Source organism: Pseudomonas sp. SDO55104_S430, assembly GCF_054070595.1.
This window is the reverse complement of sequence record NZ_JBSVXG010000071.1, coordinates 1-18,163: the sequence shown is the minus strand read 5'-3', so window position 1 is coordinate 18,163 and position 18,163 is coordinate 1. Positions and strand designations below refer to the sequence as shown.

Annotated in this window: 13 protein-coding genes; 1 reads left to right on the top strand and 12 read right to left on the bottom strand. The window is 61.2% G+C overall.

The genetic code is table 11. From position 1 onward, the window contains the following. Positions 1 to 14: 14 nt before the first annotated feature. From ACW9JE_RS14765 to rfaH, 10 genes are all read right to left on the bottom strand, one after another. Entirely contained in the window at positions 15 to 950 is a 936-nt protein-coding gene (locus ACW9JE_RS14765; RefSeq protein ID WP_224534714.1) for a glycosyltransferase family 2 protein, read from the bottom strand. Further along, positions 944 to 2,281, bottom strand: a complete 1,338-nt coding sequence (locus ACW9JE_RS14760; protein ID WP_224534712.1) for an O-antigen ligase family protein — start codon at positions 2,279 to 2,281, stop codon at positions 944 to 946. Before ACW9JE_RS14760 ends, ACW9JE_RS14765 begins: the two co-directional genes overlap by 7 nt. Further along, positions 2,278 to 3,390, bottom strand: a complete 1,113-nt coding sequence (locus ACW9JE_RS14755; RefSeq protein ID WP_224534710.1) for a glycosyltransferase — start codon at positions 3,388 to 3,390, stop codon at positions 2,278 to 2,280. Before ACW9JE_RS14755 ends, ACW9JE_RS14760 begins: the two co-directional genes overlap by 4 nt. Next, positions 3,387 to 5,195 (bottom strand): WecB/TagA/CpsF family glycosyltransferase, encoded by a 1,809-nt coding sequence (locus ACW9JE_RS14750; RefSeq protein ID WP_457433152.1) that lies wholly within the window; start codon positions 5,193 to 5,195, stop codon positions 3,387 to 3,389. Before ACW9JE_RS14750 ends, ACW9JE_RS14755 begins: the two co-directional genes overlap by 4 nt. Before the next feature lie 15 nt (positions 5,196 to 5,210). Then, positions 5,211 to 6,542, bottom strand: coding sequence for a UDP-glucose dehydrogenase family protein (locus ACW9JE_RS14745; protein WP_457433151.1), 1,332 nt, complete (start codon positions 6,540 to 6,542; stop codon positions 5,211 to 5,213). A gap of 35 nt (positions 6,543 to 6,577) precedes the next feature. Beyond that, positions 6,578 to 7,969 carry an undecaprenyl-phosphate glucose phosphotransferase gene (locus tag ACW9JE_RS14740; RefSeq protein ID WP_457433150.1) on the bottom strand — a complete coding sequence of 464 codons (1,392 nt, stop codon included), beginning with the start codon at positions 7,967 to 7,969 and terminating at the stop codon, positions 6,578 to 6,580. A 270-nt stretch (positions 7,970 to 8,239) separates the two neighbouring features. Continuing rightward, positions 8,240 to 10,555: a GumC family protein gene (locus ACW9JE_RS14735; RefSeq protein WP_457433149.1), complete on the bottom strand. Its 2,316-nt coding sequence runs from the start codon at positions 10,553 to 10,555 to the stop codon at positions 8,240 to 8,242. 2 nt (positions 10,556 to 10,557) lie between these two features. Next, complete coding sequence (locus ACW9JE_RS14730; protein ID WP_457433147.1) at positions 10,558 to 11,091, bottom strand: polysaccharide biosynthesis/export family protein; 534 nt, start codon at positions 11,089 to 11,091, stop codon at positions 10,558 to 10,560. A 14-nt stretch (positions 11,092 to 11,105) separates the two neighbouring features. Next, positions 11,106 to 12,230 carry an outer membrane beta-barrel protein gene (locus ACW9JE_RS14725; protein ID WP_457433146.1) on the bottom strand — a complete coding sequence of 375 codons (1,125 nt, stop codon included), beginning with the start codon at positions 12,228 to 12,230 and terminating at the stop codon, positions 11,106 to 11,108. 136 nt (positions 12,231 to 12,366) lie between these two features. Then, complete coding sequence (gene rfaH, locus ACW9JE_RS14720) at positions 12,367 to 12,930, bottom strand: transcription/translation regulatory transformer protein RfaH (protein WP_457433145.1); 564 nt, start codon at positions 12,928 to 12,930, stop codon at positions 12,367 to 12,369. An 800-nt stretch (positions 12,931 to 13,730) separates the two neighbouring features. Here rfaH and ACW9JE_RS14715 point away from each other — a divergent pair. Next, positions 13,731 to 14,693 (top strand): NAD-dependent epimerase, encoded by a 963-nt coding sequence (locus ACW9JE_RS14715; RefSeq protein WP_457433144.1) that lies wholly within the window; start codon positions 13,731 to 13,733, stop codon positions 14,691 to 14,693. Positions 14,694 to 14,811: 118 nt separating this feature from the next. Here the strand turns inward: ACW9JE_RS14715 and ACW9JE_RS14710 are convergent, their stop codons facing one another. After that, positions 14,812 to 16,095, bottom strand: a complete 1,284-nt coding sequence (locus ACW9JE_RS14710) for an NAD(P)/FAD-dependent oxidoreductase (RefSeq protein WP_457433143.1) — start codon at positions 16,093 to 16,095, stop codon at positions 14,812 to 14,814. Positions 16,096 to 16,270: 175 nt separating this feature from the next. Further along, positions 16,271 to 17,575 carry a glutamine synthetase family protein gene (locus tag ACW9JE_RS14705; protein ID WP_411961592.1) on the bottom strand — a complete coding sequence of 435 codons (1,305 nt, stop codon included), beginning with the start codon at positions 17,573 to 17,575 and terminating at the stop codon, positions 16,271 to 16,273. Positions 17,576 to 18,163: the final 588 nt, after the last annotated feature.

Genomic DNA, 18,163 nt, shown 5'->3' with positions numbered 1-18,163 from the left:
CAGGAGCCGCCGCTTCAGGAATGCTTGAGCAGCGTTCTGAAGCGCGCATAGAGGTAGCGCAGGGTCGGCTTGCCGTTGAATAAAATCAGCGTCTGCCAGGAGTGGCCGAGCATCTGCCCGAACACCTTGATCACCTGGGCGTGATCGCCGCTGCGGGAAAACGCGTTGAGGAATTCGGCGTGGTTGGCCAGCACGAAATAAATGCGCTGTTGCCGGGTCAAGCGTTCGCCATAGCGCGCCAGGTACAGCTCGATGAAACGGACTTTGTACGGGTAGTACTTCTGCGGTTGCGCGGTGATGTTGCCGCTGTCGACGTTACGCCGATGCAGGATCTGCGGCACGGTGTGGATCTCCCAGCTCTCGGCGATCCGCGTCCACAGCAGGCGGTCCTCGGCAAATCGCAGGGACTGATCGAAACCGTCCAGGGCGCAGACCGCTTCGCGCAACACCAGCACGCCGGAGGTGCCGTTGATCACGTTTTCGCGCATGAAGTCGGCGAAGTGATTGCCGCTTTTGCGACGTTCTTCCAGCTGCTCGTGGCCGTCGCTGAACACGCTCTTTTGATAGCAGTCGATCAGCCCCACGGAACGCCCCTCGGCGGTCAGTCGATCGTAGAGCGCCAACTGCTTTTCAAGCTTCTGCGGATGCCACTCGTCATCGGCATCGAGGAAGGCGATGAAGGTTTCCCGGGCGGCAAACACGCCCTTGTTGCGCGCGCAGCCGGGGCCCTGATTGGCCTGCTGCAACAGGGTCAGCGGGAAAGGCGCGGCAAAGTCCCGGACCCGTTGCGCGCAGTCGTCGCTTGAGCCGTCATCGACCACGATCACCCGATCGGGCTGGCGAGTCTGTTGGGTCAGGGACGCCAGGGTCTTTTCGATGGTGCGGGCGGCGTTGTACATCGGAATGACCACGCACACCGAAGCGGGAGCCGCAGGCTTGCTACTCAACATGGGCTTTTCTCCTTGGGCACGACCCGGGCGGTCGCGCCGTTGAACACGTTCTGTTGCGCTGCACGGGCCTCAACCCGCCGACTGGCAACGCCGACACGCGCGTGGTGATGGCGGAAGGACAGGGCCAGGATGCAAAACACCAGGAATTCGGCGGAGCGGTAGTTCGGAATCACGTAGGCCACGTAGTTGGTGACGATGAACAAGCCGATGATCACCAGCGCGCTGGCCCGGTACTGCGCCGACTGGTCTGCGGTCACCGCGCGGTACTGCTTGACCAGCGCTTCGGCCAGCATCAGCCCCAGCGCGATCAACTGCAGCATGCCGCCGTTGAGCAGGGTTTCCATGTAGCCGCTGTGGGCATTGCCGATGTAGCCCCAGCGCGAGATGAACGCATCGGCATCGGGGCTTGACCAGAAGGCACCGAAGCCATAGCCCCTGAGCGCCTGGGCATCGATGAAGGGCGCCAGCAGCTCCCAGATCTGCATGCGGTCGGTAAGCGTCGGGTCACGCCCGAGCATCTCCAGCAGCATCGTGTAGTTGCCGTAGAGAAACGCGCAGATCAGCCCGTACAGCACCGTCGCAGCAAAAAACGCCAGCAGCGAACGGTTGATGCGCAGACGGATCATGGTCAGGAAATACCAGTAGCTCGCAGCACCCGCGCAAATCAGCGCAAGGCCCGTGGCGGACTGCGCGAGCCCGATGGCCACCAGCGAACAAAGGGCGCTGAACATCGCCCACGGATTGCGCCGGCGGATCATTGGCAGCAGCAACACGATGGCGATGGCGTTGATCCGCGCCCCGGCGTTTTTCTCCGGAAAGATCCCCTTGAACGCACCGTCGCGAATGCCGCCGGAAATGAAGGCGATGTCCGGCAGGATCAGCGCGCAAATCAGCCCGATGAACGCCGCCGCGCCGATGGTGCAGCCGAGCACGAAACTGATCTTTTCGATGCTGTAGTTGTAGGCGATGTAGCCGCCGAAAAACACCACGCTCATCAACGCGACAAAGCGCTTGAGGCTGAGCATCGGGTCGTGGGACCAACTGATCGATGCGGCGATGCACAACAAGAACAGCAGGAAAAACGCGTTCTGCCGGTAAAAGCATTTGCTGAGGAACACCTTGTGGCGGATGAAGAAAAACAGCGGCACCAGCAGGGTGATCAGACCGCAGACCTGATTGACCAGGTTACCTTCCAAGTCGCGCTGGGCATCGTCCAGGCTCGACGCACTGCCCAGGCTGGTGAAGAAGGCGATCACCTGCATGTAAAACAGCACGCCGAACAGCGCGAACAGATCGCGCAAGGTGGTGTAGCGCACGGGCAACGAGTTCATGGCGACGGACTCCCGAGCAAGGCGCTGAGGTAGGTCTGCACCGCCCGGCCATTCATGAAGCGGGCGGCGGCGTCGATGCGGATCTGGCGCCGGGTGTCGACTGGCGCACCAAGTTGATCACTGATGGCCAGGGCCAGCGCCGCCGGGTCATCTACCGGCACCAGCGGCGCGACGAGGCCATCCTGAAGAATGTCCTGCGGGCCGTGGGGGCAACGGGTCGCAACCACCGGCGTGCCCGTGGCCAGGGCTTCGACCAGCGCGTTGGGGCTGCCTTCGAAGCGCGACGACAGCACGAAGCAGTCCGCCGCCGCGACCTGGGCCATGGGGTCGGCGGTGTAGCCCGGCAGGTCGATCCGGTTTTCGACGGCCAGTGCCCGGGCCTGTTCGAGCAACTGCGCCCTGAGCGAGCCTTCACCGAAGATGATCAGGCGTGTCGAACGGTTTGGCAGCCGGGCAAAGGCCTCGATCAGGGTGTCAAAGCCTTTCTGCCCAGCCAGACGCCCGACGGCAACCACCACCGGCGTGGTCTTGTCCAGCAACCAGGGATGCTCCGCAGCGGCGGGCGGGCGGTGGTGAAAGTCATCGTCCAGCACCGGGTTGTCGGCAACGGTGACGTCCCGATCGCGGGCGATGGTGGTGTCCACCAGATCCTCGGCCACCCCTCGCGACACGCAGATCACCGGGTTGGGGATCAGCCGGTACAGCAGCGGCGCCACCTCGTAGGCCAGGCGCACCCGCAGCGACGGGTTGACGTGCTTGTCGTGGGAGAAGGCGTTGCGCTCGCTGACGTGCAGCCGCGACAAAGTGCCGGACAGCGCGGCGGCGGCAATCGCGATCACGTTGACGTGGGTGAGGGCTGCCAGTTGCGCATCGAAGCGGTTTTGTCGAAGAAAGCGCGCCAGGGCAGGTACGGCATTGGCACTGCGGCCGCTGTTCAACTCGACCTGCTTGACGCGCGGGTCCAGGCCCCGGGCATTCACGCCGCCACCGGTGAGCATCAACAGCGTCACGTCGTTGCCGGCATCGACCAGGGCACCGGCCAGACGCGCCATCATCTTCTCGGCACCGCCGGCGCTGAGGTCGTGCAGGATGATCAGCAGCTTCTTCATTGGTTCCATACCTGGTAGTAGGCTGCGGCGGCCTGACGACTGCCGTACTGTTTGACCGCTTCCTCGGCGACGCGGCCGGTGGGCAGGGCGGCAGGGTCGGCGCTCAGGCTTTGCAGCAGGCCTTCGGCGAGTGCGGGCACGTCATTGACCTTCACCAGGCGCCCGAGCCGGCCATGGTCGAGCAACTCCCGAGGGCCGGGGCCGCAATCGCAGGCCAGGGTCGGCGTTCCCAGGGCCAGGGCTTCGATCAATACCGTGGGCAAGCCTTCGTGGAAGGAGCTGAGGATCAGCAGCCGTGCATGGCGGATCAGCGGGTAGGGATTGCTCAGGAAACCGGTGAAGTACACGCGTTCGGCAATGCCCAGGCGGTGCGCCTGTTCGATCAGCGCCTGACGCTCCGGGCCGTCCCCGGCAATCACCAGATCCGGCAACGGCTGCGTGCCGGTCAACGCCATCGCGTAGGCATCGAGCAGCAGATGAAAGCCCTTGGGCTGCACCAACCGGCCCACGCCCAGCCAGTAGCTGGCGGGTATGCCTTCGGGCAAGGGGGCCTGCGCGGCACTGAGCATGGATTCGGTGACCACGGCGTTGGGGCAGTAGCTGATGCGCTGACGACCCCAGGGCATCAGCTCCGCCAGACCTTGGCGCAGACCATTGGAGACAGCGACCACCTTGCCGCTGCCGCACAGGTACAAGGCATAGAGCAGACGCAGGCTGGTGGGCCCGGTTTTCTGTTCCGCGCAATCGAGGGCGGCGTGACGCGCGTAGATCACCCGGCAGGAAGTGTTCAGCGTCGCAAACCAGGTGCAGATATTGGCCTGCTCCTTGGCGGCGATCAGGTGGGTCACGCCTTCGCTGCGAATGGTCCGGCGCAGCATGAGGATGGACTTGAACAGCCCTGTGAGGCCTTCACCCGCGCCACGGAAAAACGTCGCGCCTTCCTGCTCCGGCGTATCACCGTTTATGACAAAGAAGCCGACCTGCCGACCTTCACGCAGAAATTGCCCGGCCAGCCGCTGCTGCACGCCTTCGACGCCACCGCCGGGGGTGAAGTCCTTGAGGATGAACAGGATTTTCATGGTCGCTTCCCGGCCTTCGGGGCGCAGCAGGTCGACGGCCACTCTGCGCCGGGCGATCAGCGCCCACAGCCGGAAAAAGTTGCTCGGGTAGTTGAACAGGTAGCGCCGGATCGTGTGCGGCTCGCGGTACATGCGATAGAACGCGCGCAGGTGCAGGCGGTTGATGATCTCGGGGTAGTAGTTGAGGGTGGCGGTGGCTTCCTGGCGGATGAAGCCGCCGCAGGTGAAGGCGACGCCGGTGTAGCCCAGGCTCAGGGCCTGCTCGACGAACTGTTCCTGCAAGCCGGCGCCGAGCCCTGTGATCAGGATGTCCGTGGCGTTGTCGCGAATGTCGGCCTGAATCTCCAGCGCCTGGGTCGCATCGAAGTAACCGTTGTGACTGCCGGCGATTCTCAGGTGCGGATAGCGGCCTCGGATCTTGTGCAGGAACAGGTCCAGTTCCACCTGCCGCGCGCCGACGAAGAACACCCGCAGGCCTTTCTGTTCGGCGCTGCGCAGCACGGGATCGGCGATGGAGGTGAAGTCGAAACTGACCCGTTCCACGCTGTGGCCAGTCATGCGCGACATGAAGGTCGAGAGCAGCATGCCATCGCAGAAATAGTTGATACGGCTGTCGTCAGCGCGATCCAGCAGACTGCCGATGGACGCGAAGTTGATGAAGGAAAAAGCCTTGTTGCTTTTAAGCAGATCGGGGGTGAACTGCTCGACGAGTTTGAGCCTGATCATTGCCGGATTCCTTCATCAAAGTGTCTGTCGGCCCACGGAGTAGTAGGTGAAGCCACGATGTTTCAGGCGCTGGGGGTCATACAGGTTGCGCCCGTCGAAAATCACCGGCTGCGCCAGGCGTTCGCCCAGCAGGTCGAAATCCGGCGCGCGGAACGACTGCCATTCGGTGGCGATGATCAGCGCGTCGGCGTTTTTCAGCGCCGCTTCCTTGGTGCCGGTCAGCAACAGGTCATCGCGCGAACCGTAGATGCGCTGGGCTTCTTCCATGGCCTTGGGATCAAACGCCTGAACGCTCGCGCCGGCCTTCCACAGGGCTTCCATCAGCACCCGGCTGGGGGCTTCGCGCATGTCGTCGGTATTGGGCTTGAAGCTCAGGCCCCAAAGGGCGAAGGTCTTGCCCCGCAGTGCGCCGTTGAAGTGGTCGAAGATCTTGCTGAACAGCGTGGTTTTCTGTTCGTTGTTGCGTGCCTCGACCGCCTTGAGTACCCGGGCGTCATAGTCGACGCCGTTGGCGATGCGGATCAGCGCCTGCACATCCTTGGGAAAGCACGAGCCGCCATAGCCCAGCCCCGGGTAGATGAACTGGTAGCCGATGCGCGGATCGGAGCCGATGCCGTGGCGTACCATCTCGATGTCGGCACCGAGTTTTTCCGCAAGGTTGGCCATCTCGTTCATGAAACTGATCTTGGTCGCCAGCATGCAGTTGGCGGCGTACTTGGTCAGTTCGGCGCTGCGCGCATCCATGACCACAATTTTTTCCCGGTTACGATTGAACGGCTCGTACAGCTCGCGCATCACGGCCTCGGCCTCGGGGCTGTCGGTGCCGATGATGATGCGGTCCGGGCGCAGGCAGTCGTCGACCGCGCAGCCTTCCTTGAGAAATTCCGGATTGGAGACCACATCGAAGGTCAGATCCGTGCGCCCGGTATCGGCCAGCACCTGGCTGACGTGCGCGCGCACCCGGTCGGCGGTACCGACCGGCACGGTGGATTTGTCGACGATGATCTGGTGGCCCCGCATGTGCCGGGCGATGGTGTCCGCCACGCTCAGCACGTATTGCAGGTCGGCCGAGCCGTCCTCGTCCGGCGGCGTGCCGACCGCGATCAACTGCAACTGGGCATGGTGTACGGCCGCTTCAAGGTCGGTGTCGAATTGCAGACGTCCGCTCTGGTAGTTCTCCCGTACCAGGCTTCTCAGGCCCGGCTCATACAGCGGCAGTGTGCCGTCCTTGAGGGCCTGCACCTTGCCGGCGTCGACATCCACGCACAGCACGTTGTGGCCGGCTTCCGCCAGCGCCGCCCCCTGGACCAAGCCGACATAGCCAATACCGAATACGCTTACATTCATTGGAAAACCCCCGGGCAAAGTGGTCTTGATCTACGTCAGTAGATGTCTTTGGAAAACAGGGTGAAGGGCGTCTTGACCATGATCTTGATGTCCAGCCACAGCGACCATTGGTTGATGTAGTTGAGGTCCTGGGCGACGCGCATCTGCATTTTTTCCACGGTCTCGGTTTCGCCCCGATGCCCGGTGATCTGTGCAAGGCCGGTGATGCCGGGCTTGAGCCGGTGCCGGGCCATGTAGGCGCGGACCTTGCCGGTGTAATAGAGGTTGTGGGTGACGGCATGGGGGCGCGGGCCGACCAGGGCCATCTGGCCGAACAGCACGTTGAACAGTTGCGGCAGTTCGTCGATGGAGGAGCGGCGCAGGAAGCGCCCCAGCGGAGTCACCCGGTCATCGTCGCGGGTGGCCTGGCGCACCTCTCGATCGTCGTGCACGCGCATCGAACGGAATTTCCACACCTGGATGATTTCGCCGTCGTGGCCGTGGCGGTTCTGCTTGAACAACACCGGGCCTTTGGAGGTGACCTTGACCGCAATCGCCACGCCGATCAGCAGTGGGCTCAGAATCAGCAGCGCCATGGCAGCCAGGCTGCGTTCGAGCAGGTCCTTGCAGAGCAGGCTGCCGGGGTGCGAGCTGATCAGGCTTTCGTTGAGGTAGATCGCCGGCATGCGCTCGATTTCGGAGATCGACTGGTTGAGCAGCACCATGCTGCCCAGGTCCGGGATCCACACCACGTCGACGTTCATGTCCAGCAGGTCGATGTAGAGGGCTTCGATGAGGTCGGCCTGGGCCATCGGCAGGACGATGTAGACCCGGCGCACGTCCATGTTGGAAATGATCTCGCGGATCTCGGCGACCCGGCCGAGCAGCGGCAGGACGCTGGGCGCCGGGCCTTGCAGGTCTTCAGTGGCGATAAAACCCAGTACCCGCGCATGTTCCGGCTTGGTCAGTTTTCTGGCCAACTCGTCGGCGGTGGGGCAGGTACCGATGATGATCGACCGACGCTGGTCGCACAGCTTTCGTGCATGCAATCGCGCCAAGCAGTGCAGCGGCACGAAACTCAAGGCCTGCACCACGAACCCCATGATCGCCCAGACAATGATCACCTGCCGCGAGAACCGCACGCTGGTCTGGGTGATGAAGGCGATGGCCATCAGCACCGCCAGCAGAATCAGCCAGCCGGCGAGCAAGCGTCCCAGGCCGTTCAGCAGGCCATGGCGTTTGTGATAGACCTGCATCGCGCTGTAGATCGGCATCGACCCCAGCACGGTCAGGGTCATCAGCACGCGGTATTCGCTGGTCAGGCTGCCGACCCGCCAATACACCAGCAGCATCAGCAGCAGGTTGACCAGCACCATCGCGCACAGCCACTGCCCCCAGAAGGTGAGCCCTCGGCGGTTCGCCATTTGATGGGTGATTTGTGGAGTCATGGCTCAATCTCTGAACAGTGGGGCGTGCGCCGGCAGCGACGCTGGCGGCGGGGATCGGGTTGAGTGAGGTCATGCGGGTGTTGCGGTTGGGCACTTACCTGTGGTGAGGGGATTTATCCCCGTTCGGCTGCGCAGCAGTCGTAAATCCTGTCTATGCGGTTTTTCTGAAACACCGCAGTGGCAGGTTTTGGGGCCGCTTCGCAGCCCAACGGGGATAAATCCCCTCACCACAATGTCCCCATTGCCTTAACTGACTTGGGTGACCCCGATTCAGCGCGCAGCAAAGTCGTAATCGTTAAACGTCTGCGAGCTGTAGCCGTACTTGCGCGCCTTGCGCAGGTCGACCTGGTTGAGCACCACGCCGAACACCGGTGCGTGGCTTTGCTGAAGCATCGCCAGGTGCTTTTGTACCTGGCTCACCGGCGTGCTGTCGGCCTTGACCACGTAGATCACCGCGTCCGAATGCTGGGCCAGCAGCAGCGCGTCGCTGACCATTTCCGCCGGTGGCGAATCGATGATGATGTGCCGGTAGCGGGTCTTGAGTACCTCGAGCATGCGCGCCAGGCGCGGCGAGCTGAGCAGGTCCTGAGGTGGCGGCTGGCGCAGCGGATCGCTCTGAGCCAGCGGCGATCTCAGGCGCGGTGAGCTGAACAGATCATCTGAAGGCGAGGCGAAATGCCCGGCGGTCAGCATGTCCAGATTGCCCACGGAGCGAATGCAGTCTTCCAGGCGCGCCGTACCGGCGATCACGTTGGCCAAGCCGGGACTTTCCGGCGGGAAGTCGAAGTTCAGCGAGAGGGTAGGCTGACGCATGTCGGCATCGATCAGCAGCACCCGTTCGAGCGAGGTGAGCGAGCTGGCGAGGTTGTTGGCGATGGTGCTCTTGCCTTCCTCGGGGACAGTGGAGGTCACCAGCACCACCTGCGAAGGCGTTTCGCTTTCCTGCAGCATCAGCCAGGTGCGCAGGTTGCGGATGGTTTCGGAGAAACGCGGGTTGTCGTTGTCGTCGAACAGCCGCGCCAGTTGCCGCCGGCTCTTCTTCGCCACCAGCGGCACCACGCTGAGCAGCGGAATGTTGAGGGTGCTTTCGATGGTGTCGTCGGTCTTGAACGTGTTGTTCAGGGCGTCGAACAGGAAGGCCAGGGCCACGCCAATCACCGCGGCGAGCAGGGCGACAATCGCCACGATCAGGGTTTTGCGCGGCTTGCTGGCTTCGGTCGGTGCGATGGCGGGGTCGACGATCCGTGCCTTGGTCGAGTCCATGTCCGAGGTGGCCGCCGTTTCCTTGAGCCGGGTGATGACGGTTTCATACAGTGCGCGGCTGGTGTCGACTTCCCGTTGATATTCGCGCAGCTGAAATTCCTTGCGCGAAATGTCCTGGATCTGCGACTTGTTGGTGTTGAAGGATTTACGCAGGGCGTCTTCGCTCGCCACCGCCAGCTGGTATTGATGCTCGATGCCGGCGATCACTTGCCGGACCTGGATGCGCAGGCTCTCGGTGGCGGTGCGCAACTCCGAACGGGCGGAAATCAGGGAAGGGTGCTTGGGACCATAACGCCCCGACAGTTCCTCGACCTTGGCTTGCGCCTTGGCCAGTTCCGCCTGGAACTGTTGCACCAGTGGATTGCTCAGCACGGCGGGCACACTGGAGAGCCGGCTCAGGTCGCCATTGCTCAGGCCCTGGACCTGACGGTACTGGCTTTCGGCTTCGGCGCGGTCGCGGCGGGCGTCGATCATGCGGTTGCCGGTCATTTGCAGTTCGTTGGCACTGATGGTCGAGACCCCGTCGACATCCACCAGACCCTGTTCTTCACGGTAAGCCTGAAGCTTGTCCTCGGCCTTGCGCAGGTTGTCGCGCAACTCCACCAGACGCGTGTTCATCCAGCTCGTGGTGGTCTGCGCGGATTTCTGGCTGGTATCGAACTGACTGTCGAGAAAGCCCTGGGCCAGGGCATTGGCGGCGGCTGCTGCCAGTTGCGGGTCAGGCAATTCCACTTCGATTTCGATCAACTGACTCTTGCCGACGAATTTGACGCTGGTGCGGCGCATGAAGTCCTGGGTGACCAGATTGAATACGTCCGCTTCGCTGGGATTGGCCGGCACCGGCGTCAGGAACCCCAGCCCCGGCAACCACTGGCCTGCGTTGAGATCCGCCAGCCACTGGCGCGGCTTGAACCAGGATTGCGATTGCTGTCGCGGATCCGTCAGCGGGTTGGTGGTCAACTTGAGCGTTCGCACCGCGCGCTCCGCCAGGTCCCGCGATTGCAGGAGCGCCAGCTGGGTCTGCAGGTAGTCGGGCGTTGGCCCGCCCTTGTCGACCGTCTGCTGGAAATTCAGCGGCGGCGGGGTGGTGTCCTTGATCAGCAGAGTGGTGCTGCCGACGTACTGCGGGGTGATGCTCGACACCACCGCAACTGCCAGCGCACTGCATAGCAGCACGAGCCAGCCGATGTTCCATTTGGCACGCCAGATCACTCTCCACAGTTTGAGCAGATCAATGGTGTCCTTTTCTTCAAGGTGGTGGTGCTGCGCGGGGGCAAGCGCCTGAAGCGGACGTTCGAAGTAGGTGCTGGGGCTGTTGTCCATGATTAGAAAAAGCCTTGTGCAATGGAAATGGTGTCACCGGGAGAAATCACGGTGCTGCGTGTGATGTCGTCAGTCAGGGTCTGGCCGCCGTCGCCGCGCACGATCGTCACTCGCTTGATCGAGGCGCGTTCGGTCAGGCCGCCACCGAGGGCGATCGCCTTGTCCAAGGTCAGACCCGGCACGAAGGGATAACTGCCGGGTTTCTGTACTTCGCCATTGATGTAGAAGGCGCGGTACTCGATCTGGCTCAGGCTGACTTTGGGATCCACCAGGTAACCCTGCTTGAGCCCGTCGACGATGATCTTTTCGACCTGATTGGGCGTCAGGCCCTTGGCGGAAATTTCCCCCAGGAAGGGGTAGGAGAAGGTGCCGGCGTCGTTGAGGCGGATTCGTTTGAGACTCAGCTCCGGTTCGCCGAACACGGTGATGCGCAACACGTCACCGGCCGCCAGTTTGTACTGGGTGCCAGGATCGCCCGCATGGGCAACAGGGAGCAGGCACAGCATGAGCAAGAGGCCGGGTATGCGCATATTCATGATCGGAAATCTCCTCAGAGACTGATGTTGAAACTGATCTGGAACACGTTGCGTTTGTAGCTTTCGTCGTCGGCATCGGAGTCGTTATCGCGGTAGCGATAACCCACTTCGATGTCCATCCAGCGGCGCATCTCGTAGATCACGCCCAGGTGGTATTCGCGCAGATCGTCGGTGCGGTCCTGACCCTCGTAGACGTTGCGTCCTGCACCGATTTCGGCGACGGAGGTGATGCGCTCGGTCCAGCCATGGCGCCAGCCGAGCTGAGTGAAGGTGGCCTTGACGGCATCCGAGCCATCGTCACCTTCGGCCATGGCCTGACGGGCCAGGAAGGTGAAAGTCGAATAGGTGCGGGGTTTCCATTGCAGGTCGACTTGCCAGGTCGGGTTGTTCAGGTCCTTCGATTCACTGTCATCGAAGTTCTTGCGTTCGTAACCGACCCGGACCTTGCCCTTGGTGCGGGCGGTGAAGTCCCACTCGGCACCGCCCAGCAGTGCATCGGACTTGCTGCTGCGCGGGTTACCCGATTGCACGTAGTCGAAGATCTTGTGGTCGTACTCCAGCAGACCGCGGGTGTTGCTGCCGATGCGGTGGTACCAGGTGCTGGTCAGTGCGGTGGTGTTGCGTTCCTTGTCGTCATTGATCCCCCCGGAATTGTCGTAGCGCAGCTGTGCGTAGTTGGCGCCGAACTCCAGCTGGTTGTCGGCACTGCGCGCGCCGTAGGTGTAGAGCCCGTTGACCTGACTGTTCTGGATCTTGTCGTTGACGCCATCCACCGCAGTGTCGGTAGTGCGCTCGTACTTGCGCCATTCCCCTTCGAGTTTCAGCCGATGGCGGTCGGTGAACTCCATGATGCTCGCCAGTTGAACGCGCTGGGCGGTGTAGGAGGCGTCCGGTTCGTCATGGTAGATGTTGCGGCTCGGTTGCCAGATCAGGCGGGTGGCGCTATTGCGATCTTCGGCCTTGAGCTCGAAGGTGGGCATGATGCGCGTGACCATGGACGACTGCACATTGTGCTCAAGCTCGCGGAAGTTATCGTCGTAACTTTCCGAGATGAACAGTATCGGCGTGAAGTTGAAGCCATAGATGTCTATGTTCTGAGGATCGAGGCACCAGGCATATCCCGGGTATAGCGTGGCCATAATAAGCGTGAAGTGATTAAAGGGCTTTATGACCATGTCATTGCTCCCGAAAAAAGGGTGCCAGGGCGCGATAACCGTCGCTCCAAGGGGGACTGGTTATATGGATATAAGAATGGGTTTTGATGCCTTCGATGATCTATGGGTAAACGCTTAGCGTGCTGGCATTTTTATTGTTATTTTGTGGTTCCAGATCGCTGAGGGGAACAGTGATGCACTGTTGCCGATTCAGGAACTGAAGTAACAACATGACTCGCTCGTCTCCCATCATCGATAAAAAGACACCTTCCAGAGGCGACAGGGGCCCCCGAGTTATTTGCAGTGTCTGGCCGGGTTGAAGTTCGGTGGTATCGCACGATTCGGTTGCCAGGCAGCGCATTCGCAGATGCTCGATCACATCATTGGCGACTACGGCAGGGCCCCGATTGAACTCGACGAATCGGCTGACTCCGCGGGTCGAGCGTATGGGGGCCCAGTTGTCATCCTGGCTCAAGCGGATGAACAAGTAGCCTGGAAACAGCGATTCGCAGACCTTTTGCGGTTTGCCGCGAACCAGGCGGTCGATGGTGAGTTGCGGTCGGAAACTATCGTAGTTCTGTCGCAACAGGTTGATTTGTGCCCGGTCGTCCTGACGCGGTTTGCACTGGAGCAGGTACCAACTAGAGCCATCGGTGCTGTTAGTCAGCGTGCTATTAATCAGCATGCTTGCAAACTCCGTACTTAGCGAAAGTTGAGCGCCGTTACCCGTTCTGGGCGGACAGACGCATTCAGGCTTGCTAGGCAGTGGTGGAGGCAGAGAACCCGGCGTGATTATTTTTATAGGCGAAAGTGTGTATCAATAATGAAGCACTTTACGCTCGGGTCTTGATCGGGATGCTTATTGTCGCAAGACAGATAAGTACATGCCGATCGTTTTGCAGGAGTGATACGCCCAGTTTCCAGGCAAATGAACTTGAGTGTTCATCGACGTATTTGTCCAGGTCAAAGCTACCGCACGGTCCGTGTATCCGGACCCTTAAAGTCGATAGCTACATTAGTGTTTCCCTTGGATCGGCGAACGCCGAGTAGTGCTCCGATGTGAGCCTGTTTTTGCCAGGCCGGTCACAGTTATGTGCCAGACAGAGAGACCTGTCAAACATTGCCTGTCAAAATGAATACCTTTTATCCAGAAGTTTTTTTGCTGTTCAGCAAGCGTTTGTTTTGAAGGATGAAATTTTTTTCATCGATTAAATTAAACTTTTCAAGCGATCTGAAGTCGCGCCCTTATTACTAGTGGGCAGATGACGTCAATATGCCGTCACTGTATATTCATCCCGATGTAATTAACATGCAATGTCATTAACTTAAAGGATAAATGGATCTGGCCCTGTTGCAAACACGGGTCTATAAGTTAACGCCACACCCCTCATCCAGGGTATTTGGCTGACCGACGGAGCAAATTATGAAGACCACCGCGCAACCTATCCGGATCACCGTTGTCGTTAAAGCGGCGGGGGCGGGCTCGTGACTGTTCTGGTCACCGGCGCTGCCGGCTTCATCGGTTTTCATACGGCGAAACGTTTGTGCGAGGACGGCCATCAAGTGGTCGGCATCGACAATCTCAACGAGTACTACGATCCGGCGCTCAAGCGCGCCCGACTCGAAGAGCTGGCGTCGATACCGGGTTTTCGCTTCGAGCAGATGGACATCGTCGAAAAACCGGCGCTGATGGCGCTGTTCGCCGGGCAGCGCTTCAGCGAAGTGGTACATCTGGCAGCCCAGGCCGGTGTGCGCTATTCGCTGGACAGTCCCGACGTGTACGGGCAGTCGAATCTGGTGGGTTTCCTCAATGTGCTCGAAGCCTGTCGGCACCATCGGCCCGAGCATCTGATCTATGCCTCGAGCAGTTCGGTGTACGGCGCCAACAGCAAACTGCCGTTCAGCGTCGAAGACCCCGTCGAACAACCGGTTTCCCTGTACGCCGCCACCAAGCGCGCCAACGAACTCTTGGCCCACAGCTACTGCCATCTGTACGGCATCAAAGCCAGCGGCCTGCGCTTCTTCACCGTGTACGGACCCTGGGGCCGGCCGGACATGGCGCTGTTCAAATTCACCGACGCGATGCTCAAGGGCCAGCCCATCGACATCTACAACCAGGGCGAGCTGGCGCGGGACTTCACTTACATCGACGACATCGTTGAAAGCATTGCGCGCTTGCGCACGCGTCCGCCCGAGGAATGTTGCAACCGATTGTTCAACATAGGCCGAGGGGAGCCTGTGGCGCTTATGGATTTTGTCGAGTGTCTGGAGAAGGCGCTGGGGGTGAAGGCGCAGCGCAATTATCTGCCGATGCAGGCGGGTGATGTGCTCAAGACCTGGGCAGACACCCGGGCGCTGCAGGAGCGGATCGACTTCAGACCGCAGGTGAGTGTCGAGGCGGGAGTGGGGCGGTTCGTTGAGTGGTATCGGGATTTCTACCAGTGTTGAAACCCGATAGCGTCTTTGTAGGAGCGAGGCTTGCCCGCGAAGAGGCCGGTACATATTGCATCGATGTCGACCGGGATGACGCCTTCGCGGGCAAGCCTCGCTCCTACAAAAGCAGGTTTCAGCGCAAGCGCTCGAGCATCTGGTAGTACCACATCCCCGCCGCCAGCATCGGATTACCCAACAAATCCCCCATCGGCACACGAATGTGCTGGCAGGCGGCGAAGGTGTCGAACTGCTGCAACTGCCCGGTGATTGCCCGGCCCATGATTTCGCCCATGATGTGGGTGGTGGCGATGCCGTGTCCGGAGTAGCCCTGGCAATACCAGACGTTATCCGACAGCTTGCCCAGCTGCGGGATGCGGTTGATGACGATGCCCATCGCGCAACTCCACTGGTAGTCGATCGCCACGCCCTTGAGCGCCGGGAAAGTGCGCTCGATGCACGGTCGCAGTTCGGCGGCGATGTCCCGTGAATCCTTGCCGCTGTAGTTGGCGCCACCACCGAACAACAGGCGACCGTCGGCGGTCAGGCGGTAGTAGTCGAGCACGAAACGGCAGTCATACACCGCCAGATCTTCCGGGTTGATCTCTTTGGCCAGATCCCCCAGCTGCGCAGTGGTGACGATGCCGCCCATGGCCGGGAATATCTTGCCCTTGAGCTGTCCGGGTTCGAGCTTGTGATAGACATCGCCGGCCAGCAGCACTTGGTTGGCAACGATGCGACCGTGAGCGGTGCGCACCCCCGGCGTCGGCCCGTGGATGATCTCCAGCACTTCACTGTTTTCAAAGATCAGCGCCCCGAGACTTTCCGCCGCCCGCGCTTCGCCGATGCACAGGTTCAAGGGATGCAGGTGCATGTTGCGCATGTTCTTGATCGCGCCGTGATAGAGATCGCTTTGCAGCAGGTCGCGCACCTGACTGCGGTCGAGCAGGCTGACCTCATCTCCCATGCCACGATGCACCGCCTCGTCGTAATCCTTGCGCAAACCGTCCATGTGGCTCGGCTTGTAGGCAGCGTGCAGATGCCCGTGCTTGAGGTCGCAGGCGATGCCGTATTTTTCCACCCGCTGCTTGATGATCTGGTGCCCGCGCCAGCGCAGATGCCAGATGAAATCGTCGACCTCTTCGCCGAGGGTTCGGCGCATCTGTTTGCGCATCGCTTCATCGCCCGACAGGCTGCCGGTGACCTGGCCACCGTTGCGCCCAGTGGCGCCCCAGCCGATCTTGTGGCTTTCGACGATGGCGACCTTCAGGCCTTTTTCCGCAAGTTCCACAGCGGTGGCAACGCCGGTGAAACCGCCGCCGATGATCACCACGTCGACCCGGTGCTGGCCTTGCAGGGTGGGGTAGTCGGTGTCCTGGTTGAGGGTGGCGGTGTAGTAGGAGTTGGTGCGTTGAGTCATGACGGTATCCAGACAGGAAATCGAAAGCGGAATCTGTGGAGGAACCTTGTGGGAGCGAGCCTGCTCGCGATGCGATCTATCAGCCGGAATTTCTGCTGAATGACACACCGCTATCGCGAGCAGGCTCGCTCCCACAGGGGTAATTACCACAGGGTTTTGTGGTGGCTGAGAGGGGTTAGGCCTCAGTCAGATACCACCGCCAATCCTGCTCACCCACCTCCGCCATGAACTGCCGATACTCCGCACGCTTCACCGCCAGATACACCCCCAGAAACTCCTGCCCCAACGCATCGCGCGCCCACGCCGAATTCTCCAGCGCCGTCAGCGAAGTCAGCCAGTCGGTGGGCAGCAATTCCTTGGCCTGCGCATACCCATTGCCTTGCACCGGCTCACCCGGATCCAGGTCTTCACGAATGCCCCGATGAATCCCCGCCAGGATCGCCGCGGCCGCCAGATACGGGTTGGCATCGGCGCCGCAAATTCGGTGTTCGATATGCCGACTGTTGGCCGGCCCACCCGGCACCCGCAGGCTGACGGTGCGGTTGTCGACGCCCCAGGTCGGCGCCAATGGCGCATAGCTGTTGGCTTGGAAACGCCGGTAGGAGTTGGCGTTTGGGCAGAACAGCAACAGCGAGTCGAGCAGCGACGCGAGCATGCCGCCGATGGCCGTGCGCAGCAGCGGGGTGCCTGCCGGATCTTCCGAGGCAAACAGGTTGCGACCCTCGGCGTCGGCGATGCTGACGTGCATGTGCATGCCGGTGCCCGCCAGATGATCGAAGGGTTTGGCCATGAAGGTGGCCTGCATGCCGTGCTTGTGGGCTACGGCTTTCACCAGACGTTTGTAACGCACCGCCTGATCCATCGCCTGCAGGGCATCGCCGTGTTCCAGGGTGATTTCCACCTGGCCGGGGGCATATTCGGAGATCGCCGTGCGCGCGGGAATGTCGTGAATTTTGCACGCCGCATAAAGGTCGGCGAGGAACGGTTCGATCTGCTCCAGCTCGCGCAAACCATAGACCTGGGTGTGTCGCGGTCGGCCGCCGTCGGCATCCAGCGCCGGTTGCGGACGACCGTTGGAATCGCGCTTGGCATCGAGTAGATAGAACTCCAGCTCGCAGGCCATCACCGGGTGGTAACCCTCTGCCTTCAGGCCATCGATGACCTTGATCAGCAGGTGACGCGGATCGGCGATGCTCGCCGGCATGCCTTGCTCCGGATGCATGCTGACCTGCACCGCAGCCGTCGGAATCTGCCGCCACGGCAGGCGCACCAGGCTGCCTTCGAGCGGGTAGGCGCGGCAGTCGATATCGCCCACATCCCAGACCAGCCCGGAGTTCTCGACGTCGTCGCCCTGCACGGTCAAACCGAGGATGGTGCTGGGCAGCGGACGGCCGCTTTCATACACCGCCAGCAGTTCTTCGCGGTGCAGCAATTTGCCGCGCGGCACACCGTTGGCATCGAGAATGAACAGCTCGAACATCTCGATATCCGGGTTGTTGGTCAGAAAGTTTTTTGCATCTTCAAGGGCAGCGAATTTCATAGACGTCACTCACGTTGGCGCCCCGCGGGCGCACGGATTCAGGCCAGGACACGACGATGGACAAAAGTCGGGTGCGTGCTGGCAGCGATAGCGAAAAGGTAGAAGCTCGAGCCGTTGGCAAACGGACTCAGGCGAGCAGGGAGCTATCCGGCGGACGTGCGGAGTGACGCAGTTTTGAACGGCTCAGGGCCATGGGAAGGTTGACGATGCGGTTCATGAGGCAATGCCGTCCTCGGCCCACAGCGAGGTGGCCAGAAGCGAGTCGTGATGCTTTGACTGTGCGTTGCGCATTGCTCATGTATCCAGCAGCGAAAACGTCGGAGGCCGAAGACCGGCCATCCGTGGGTGTCTGGATACTAGGGGGGAAAGGGGGCGGCTGTAAATGTTTGTTTTATCGAACAGGGCACGCCCTAATACTAATCCGTCTATCCACCGCAGGACCATGTAGCAGCTGGCGAAGCCTGCGTTCGGCTGCGCAGCAGTCGTGAAATAAGGCAACTCGGTGCTTCAGGCAGACCTCGCACTCAG